The organism is Streptomyces sp. CA189 (genome assembly GCF_056428985.1).
Window position 1 is genome coordinate 214,890 of the sequence record NZ_JBWJVM010000005.1, and the last position, 6,141, is coordinate 221,030.

General features: G+C 73.1%; 4 protein-coding genes. All 4 read right to left on the bottom strand.

Annotated elements, in window-relative coordinates:
* Positions 1–17: 17 nt before the first annotated feature.
* Positions 18–1,004, bottom strand: a complete 987-nt coding sequence (gene meaB, locus AC061S_RS06760) for a methylmalonyl Co-A mutase-associated GTPase MeaB (protein ID WP_478684916.1) — start codon at positions 1,002–1,004, stop codon at positions 18–20.
* 8 nt (positions 1,005–1,012) lie between these two features.
* Positions 1,013–3,202, bottom strand: a complete 2,190-nt coding sequence (scpA, locus tag AC061S_RS06765; protein WP_478684927.1) for a methylmalonyl-CoA mutase — start codon at positions 3,200–3,202, stop codon at positions 1,013–1,015.
* Positions 3,203–3,222: 20 nt separating this feature from the next.
* The gene (locus tag AC061S_RS06770; RefSeq protein WP_478684917.1) at positions 3,223–5,088 is read right to left on the bottom strand and encodes a methylmalonyl-CoA mutase family protein; all 1,866 of its coding nucleotides are present in this window, start codon (positions 5,086–5,088) and stop codon (positions 3,223–3,225) included.
* A 62-nt stretch (positions 5,089–5,150) separates the two neighbouring features.
* The coding region (locus AC061S_RS06775) for an ROK family protein (RefSeq protein ID WP_478684918.1) at positions 5,151–6,141 on the bottom strand (991 nt) is incomplete at its 5' end.

Here is a 6,141-nt window from a genome sequence, read left to right on the forward strand (position 1 = left end):
GCCGGGGCTGGAAGCGGTCAGGAGTCCGTGAAGGCCGCCAGGAGGTGGTCCGCTGCCAGGGTGGGGGTCAGGTTGCCTGCCCGGACCGCTGATTCCAGGGTGGGGGCCAGGTCCCGTACCGCCGGGTTCGAGCGGAGGCGTTCCAGGAGTTCGTCGCGGACCATCGACCAGGCCCACTCCACCTGCTGGGCCGCGCGCTTCGACGCCAGGCGGCCGCCCGATTCCAGGAGCACGCGGTGCTGTTCCAAGCGGTTCCAGACCTCCTCCAGGCCCGTGGATTCCCGGGCGCTGCACGTCAGGACCGGCGGGGTCCACGCGGCGTCGGCCGGGTGCATCAGGCGCAGCGCGCTGGACAGTTCGCGTGCCGCCGCCTTCGCGTCGCGCTCGTGCGGGCCGTCGGCCTTGTTGACGGCGAGGACGTCGGCCAGTTCCAGGACGCCCTTCTTGATGCCCTGGAGGCCGTCGCCCGTGCGGGCGAGGGAGAGGAGGAGGAAGGAGTCGACCATTCCGGCGACTGTGGTTTCGGACTGGCCCACGCCCACCGTTTCGACCAGGACCACGTCGTAGCCCGCGGCCTCCATCACGATGATCGACTCGCGAGTGGCCTTCGCCACCCCGCCCAGCGTCCCCGCCGAGGGGGACGGCCGGACGAAGGCCGCGGGGTCCACGGAGAGGCGTTCCATGCGGGTCTTGTCGCCCAGGATGGAGCCGCCCGTACGGGTGGAGGACGGGTCGACGGCCAGGACCGCCACCCGGTGGCCCAGGCCCGTCAGCAGCGTGCCGAAGGCGTCGATGAAGGTTGATTTGCCTACGCCCGGCACGCCGCTGATGCCGATCCGGCGCGCCCGCCCCGCGTGGGGAAGGAGTTCCGTCAACAGGCTCTGGGCCAGGGCCCGGTGCGCGGGCAGGGTGGACTCGACGAGGGTGATCGCGCGCGCGATGAACGCGCGCTTCCCGTCGAGTACGCCCTTCGTGTAGGCGGGGATGTCGATCCGCGGCGGCACGGCGGCGCCTACAGCTCGTGCGGCTCGTGGCCCAGGTCCGCGGCGAGCCGCGTCACCAGGTCGTGCGCCGCGTCCGGGATGACCGTGCCGGGCGGGAACACCGCCGTCGCACCCATGTCGAGGAGGGTGGGGACGTCCGCCGGCGGGATGACCCCACCGACCACGATCATGATGTCCTCGCGGCCCTCCGAGGCGAGGGCCTCGCGCAGCGCCGGCACGAGGGTCAGGTGGCCCGCGGCCAGCGAGGAGACGCCGACCACGTGCACGTCGGCCTCCACGGCCTGGCGGGCCACTTCCTCCGGGGTCTGGAACAGCGGGCCGACGTCCACGTCGAAGCCCAGGTCGGCGAAGGCGGTGGCGATGACCTTCTGGCCGCGGTCGTGCCCGTCCTGGCCCATCTTGCAGACCAGGATGCGCGGCCGGCGGCCCTCCGCCTCCTCGAACCGGTCGACGAGCGCACGCGTGCGCTCCAGGGACGGGGACTCGCCTGCTTCGGTTCGGTACACACCCGAGATCGTACGGATCTGGCTCGAGTGCCGCCCGTAGACCTTTTCGAGGGCGTCGGAGATCTCGCCCACCGTGGCCTTCGCGCGTGCTGCGTCGACCGCCAGGGCGAGGAGGTTGCCGTCTCCGCGCTCGGCCGCGTTCGTCAGCGCCCGCAGGGTGTCCTGGGTAACCGCCTCGTCGCGCTCCTCGCGCAGGCGCCGGAGCTTGGCGATCTGCTGGGAGCGGACGGAGGAGTTGTCGACCTTGAGGACGTCGATCTGCTCGTCCGTCGCCACCCGGTACTTGTTGACGCCGATCACCGGCTGGCGGCCCGAGTCGATACGGGCCTGCGTGCGGGCCGCGGCCTCCTCCACGCGGAGCTTCGGGATGCCCGCGTCGATGGCCTGCGCCATGCCGCCGGCCGCCTCGACCTCCTGGATGTGCTGCCAGGCCCGGCGCGCCAGGTCGTACGTCAGCTTCTCGACGTACGCGCTGCCGCCCCACGGGTCGATGGAGCGGCAGGTGCCCGACTCCTGCTGGAGGAGGAGCTGGGTGTTGCGGGCGATGCGCGCCGAGAAGTCTGTCGGGAGGGCGAGGGCCTCGTCCAGGGCGTTGGTGTGCAGGGACTGGGTGTGGCCCTGGGTCGCGGCCATCGCCTCGATGCACGTGCGGGTGACGTTGTTGAAGACGTCCTGCGCCGTGAGGGACCAGCCCGAGGTCTGCGAATGGGTGCGCAGCGAGAGGGACTTGGCATTCTTCGGGTCGAACTGCTTGACCAGGCGGGCCCAGAGGAGGCGGGCCGCACGCAGCTTCGCCACCTCCATGAAGAAGTTCATGCCGATCGCCCAGAAGAAGGACAGGCGCGGCGCGAAGGCGTCCACGTCCAGGCCGACCGCCTGGCCCGCCCGCAGGTACTCGACGCCGTCGGCGAGGGTGTACGCCAGCTCCAGGTCGGCCGTGGCTCCGGCTTCCTGGATGTGGTAACCGGAGATCGAGATGGAGTTGTAGCGGGGCATCTTCTGCGAGGTGAAGGCGAAGATGTCGGAGATGATCCGCATCGAGGGCTTCGGCGGATAGATGTAGGTGTTGCGGACCATGAACTCTTTGAGGATGTCGTTCTGGATGGTCCCGGCGAGCTTGTCGGGGGAGACGCCCTGCTCCTCCGCCGCCACGATGTAGAGCGCGAGGACCGGCAGCACGGCGCCGTTCATCGTCATCGACACCGTCATCTTGTCCAGCGGGATGCCGTCGAAGAGCTGGCGCATGTCGTAGATCGAGTCGATCGCCACGCCCGCCATGCCGACGTCGCCCGTCACCCGCGGGTGGTCGCTGTCGTAGCCGCGGTGGGTGGGCAGGTCGAAGGCGATCGACAGGCCCTTCTGGCCGGACGCCAGGTTGCGGCGGTAGAAGGCGTTGGACTCCTCGGCCGTGGAGAAGCCCGCGTACTGCCGGATCGTCCAGGGCTGGTTGACGTACATCGTCGGGTACGGGCCGCGCAGGTACGGGGCCACACCCGGGTAGGTCCGGAGGAAGTCCAGGCCTTCCAGGTCGCGGCCCGTGTACAGGGGCTGTACGCCGATGCCCTCCGGGGTCTCCCACAGCAGCTCGGCGGCTCCCGAGCCGGTGGACTCCTTCAGCGCGGTGCGCCACTGGTCCTCGGACCCGGCGGCCGGGGCCGCCCCGTCCAGCGGGAGTTCGGAGAAATCGGGGATGCGGGGGGTGCGGTCGGTGCTCAAGACGCGACTCCCATCCGGTCGAGTACGGAGGACAGCACGGCGACGGCGTCGCAGCCGGCGAAGACGTACTCGTCCACGGCCGTCGCGGCGGTGCCGGGCTTGCCCGCGAGGAACACGGTCGTCGCGCCGGCCGCGCGCAGGGCCGCGGCCACCGCCTCGGCCTGCTCCTCGTACAGCGCGTCGCTGGAGCAGAGCACGGCCATGCCGTCGGCGCCGCTCGCGGCGTACGCCGCCGCGGCCGTCTCCGGGGTCACCGACACCGGGTCGTGGACCGGGGTGATGCCGCCCGCCTGGAACAGGTTGGAGGCGAAGGTGGCGCGGGCGGTGTGCGCGGCCGCCGGGCCCAGGGCCGCCAGGAAGACGGTGGGCCGGGCGCCCGTCGCCGCCAGGTGTACGTCGCTGCGGGCGCGCAGGGCCTCGTACGCCTCGTCGCGCCGCACGCGCGGCAGTCCGCCGGTGAGCGGGGCCGGAGCGGGTTCCCGTACGACCGGCTTCTCGGAGAGGTGCGGGAACTCGCTGACTCCGGTGACGGGTTCGCGCCGGGTGGCCAGCTTCTTCGAGCGCGCGGCCCAGGTGGCGGCGAGGCGTTCGGCGACCAGGCCGGAGCGCAGGGCGGCGGCCTGGCCGCCCGCCTTCTCGACGGTCTGGAAGAACTCCCAGGCGGCATGGGCGAGTTCGTCGGTGAGCTGCTCGACGTAGTACGAGCCGCCCGCCGGGTCGATCACCCGGGCCAGGTGGGACTCCTCCAGCAGGATCGTGGAGGTGTTGCGGGAGATGCGGCGCGCGAACGCGTCCGGCAGGCCGAGCTCCTGATCGAACGGGAGCACGGTCACCGCGTCCGCGCCGCCCACGCCCGCCGCCATGCAGGCGACGGTGGTGCGCAGCATGTTCACCCACGGGTCGCGGCGGGTCATCATCACCGGCGAGGTCACCGCGTGCTGGCGCTGGGCGCCGGCCCCCGGGGTCCCGCAGGCCTCGGCGATCCGGGCCCACAGCCGGCGGGCGGCGCGCAGCTTGGCGATGGTGAGGAACTGGTCGGCGGTGGCGGCGTAGCGGAACTCCAGCTCGCCGAAGGCCGCTTCGGTGCTCAGACCCGCCTCGGTGAGGGCGCGCAGGTACGCCACCCCGGTGGCCAGGGAGAGCCCCAGCTCCTCGGCGGCGCTGCCGCCCGCCTCGTGGTACGGCAGGGCGTCGACGGTCAGGGCGCGTACGTGGGGCCAGGCGGCCGTCTCCGCGGCGAGCGCGGCGGCCTCCGCCAGGTCCAGGGCCTCGCCCGTCCGGGCCTCGTGGCCCAGCGGGTCGGCGCCCAGCGAGGCGTGGGCGGCCTCGGGGGCCACCGCGCGCTCGGCGTACAGCGCGAGCAGGGCCCGGGCGGCCTCCGCGTACTGCGCGCCGGGGTCCAGGGAGACGGGCGCGAGGTCGAGGTAGACCCCCTCCAGCGCACGGCCCAGGCCCTCCGCGGGGAGGCCGGCGTCGCCGACGGCCAACCACAGCGAGGTGGTGCCGTTCTCCAGGTCGGCCAGGGCCGCGTCGTTCACCCGTACGGGGTCGGTGCCCGCGATGCGCTGGCGCACGTCCCAGCCCGAGGCGGCACTGCCCTCGGCACGTCCGCCGCGTACGAAGGGCGCAAACCCCGGGAACCCAGAGGAACCGGTGTCGGGCGCGGTGTCGGGCGCGGTGTACAGCGGGCGGGTGGTGAGCCCGTCTTCAAGCTTCGTGGACAACGCGTCTTCCGCTGCCTCGCCGGAAACTTCCTTGCCCGACTTGCGCAGCACGCCCTCTACCAGGCGCTGCCACTGCTCATGCGTCGCGTCAGGGAATTCGGCGGCCAAGGAGAGCCCGTCATCAGGCAGGACCGTCATGGCTCGAATGTTAGGGGGGTACCTGTGAACGACCTATAACCACCGGATGTGATCTCCCCCTCTCATGTGAGTCGGGAGGGGTCACGAAAGAGCGGGGCGAGGAGGACGGTCGCGGAGGCTACCGGTAGTACGGCCGGACCCGCGTGCGGGGCGACGATCCGCCGCCCGTACCGGCCCTGGTCACCGGCCGCGCCGCGGATCTCGTCGAGGTAGCCGTCGTGGAGGACGCTGGACAGCTCGGAGACCACCATGACGGCCGGGTTGAACACGTCGAGGAGCAGGGCGGCGGCCCGGCCGACGGTACGGGCGCGTTCGCGCAGCAGCCGGTCGGCGCGGGGGTCGCCGGTGGCGGCGGCGTCGACCAGGAGGTTGACCGCGTTGTCGGCGGGATCCGGGAGGATGCCGCGGCGCGCGGCCTCGGCGCCGAGGACTCCGTCGGAGGCGCTCGCCTGGAGACAACCCGTACGGCCGCACGCGCAGGGCGTCGTCGAACCGGGCACGGGGAGGTGCGCGACGTCCCCGGCGGCGGCGCCGGGGCCCTGGTGCACGGTGCCCTCGATGCCGAAGGCGGCGTCGACGACGTTGCCGATGAAGAGGTGGAGGAGGCTGGAGCGGGCCTCCGGGCGGCCGAAGAGGATCTCGGCGTGGGCAACGGCGCGGGCGTGGTTGTCCACGGAGACGGGCAGGCCGAGGCGGTCGGAGAGCTCGGCGGCGAGGGGGAGCTCGCGCCAGCCGAGGGCGTCGTGCCGGACGACGGTGCCGTCGGCGGGGCGGACCCAGCCGCCGAGGGCGGCGCCGAGGCCGAGCAGGGGCCGGCCGGCGGGGTGGGAGTCCCGGAGGAACCGGCCGAGTCCGGCGGCGATGGCGGCGGGGAGCCGGCCGGGGGAGCGGCCCGCGTGCGGGAAGGCCCGCCGGGCCAGGACCCGGCCGCGGAGGTCTACGAGGCTGAAGGTGGAGGACGGCACGCCGATGTGCAGGCCGGCGGCGAGGGGGCCGCCGAGGGGGCCGGTGTGCAGGTCCAGGGGGATGCGGGGGCGGCCGGGGCCGGGGGTG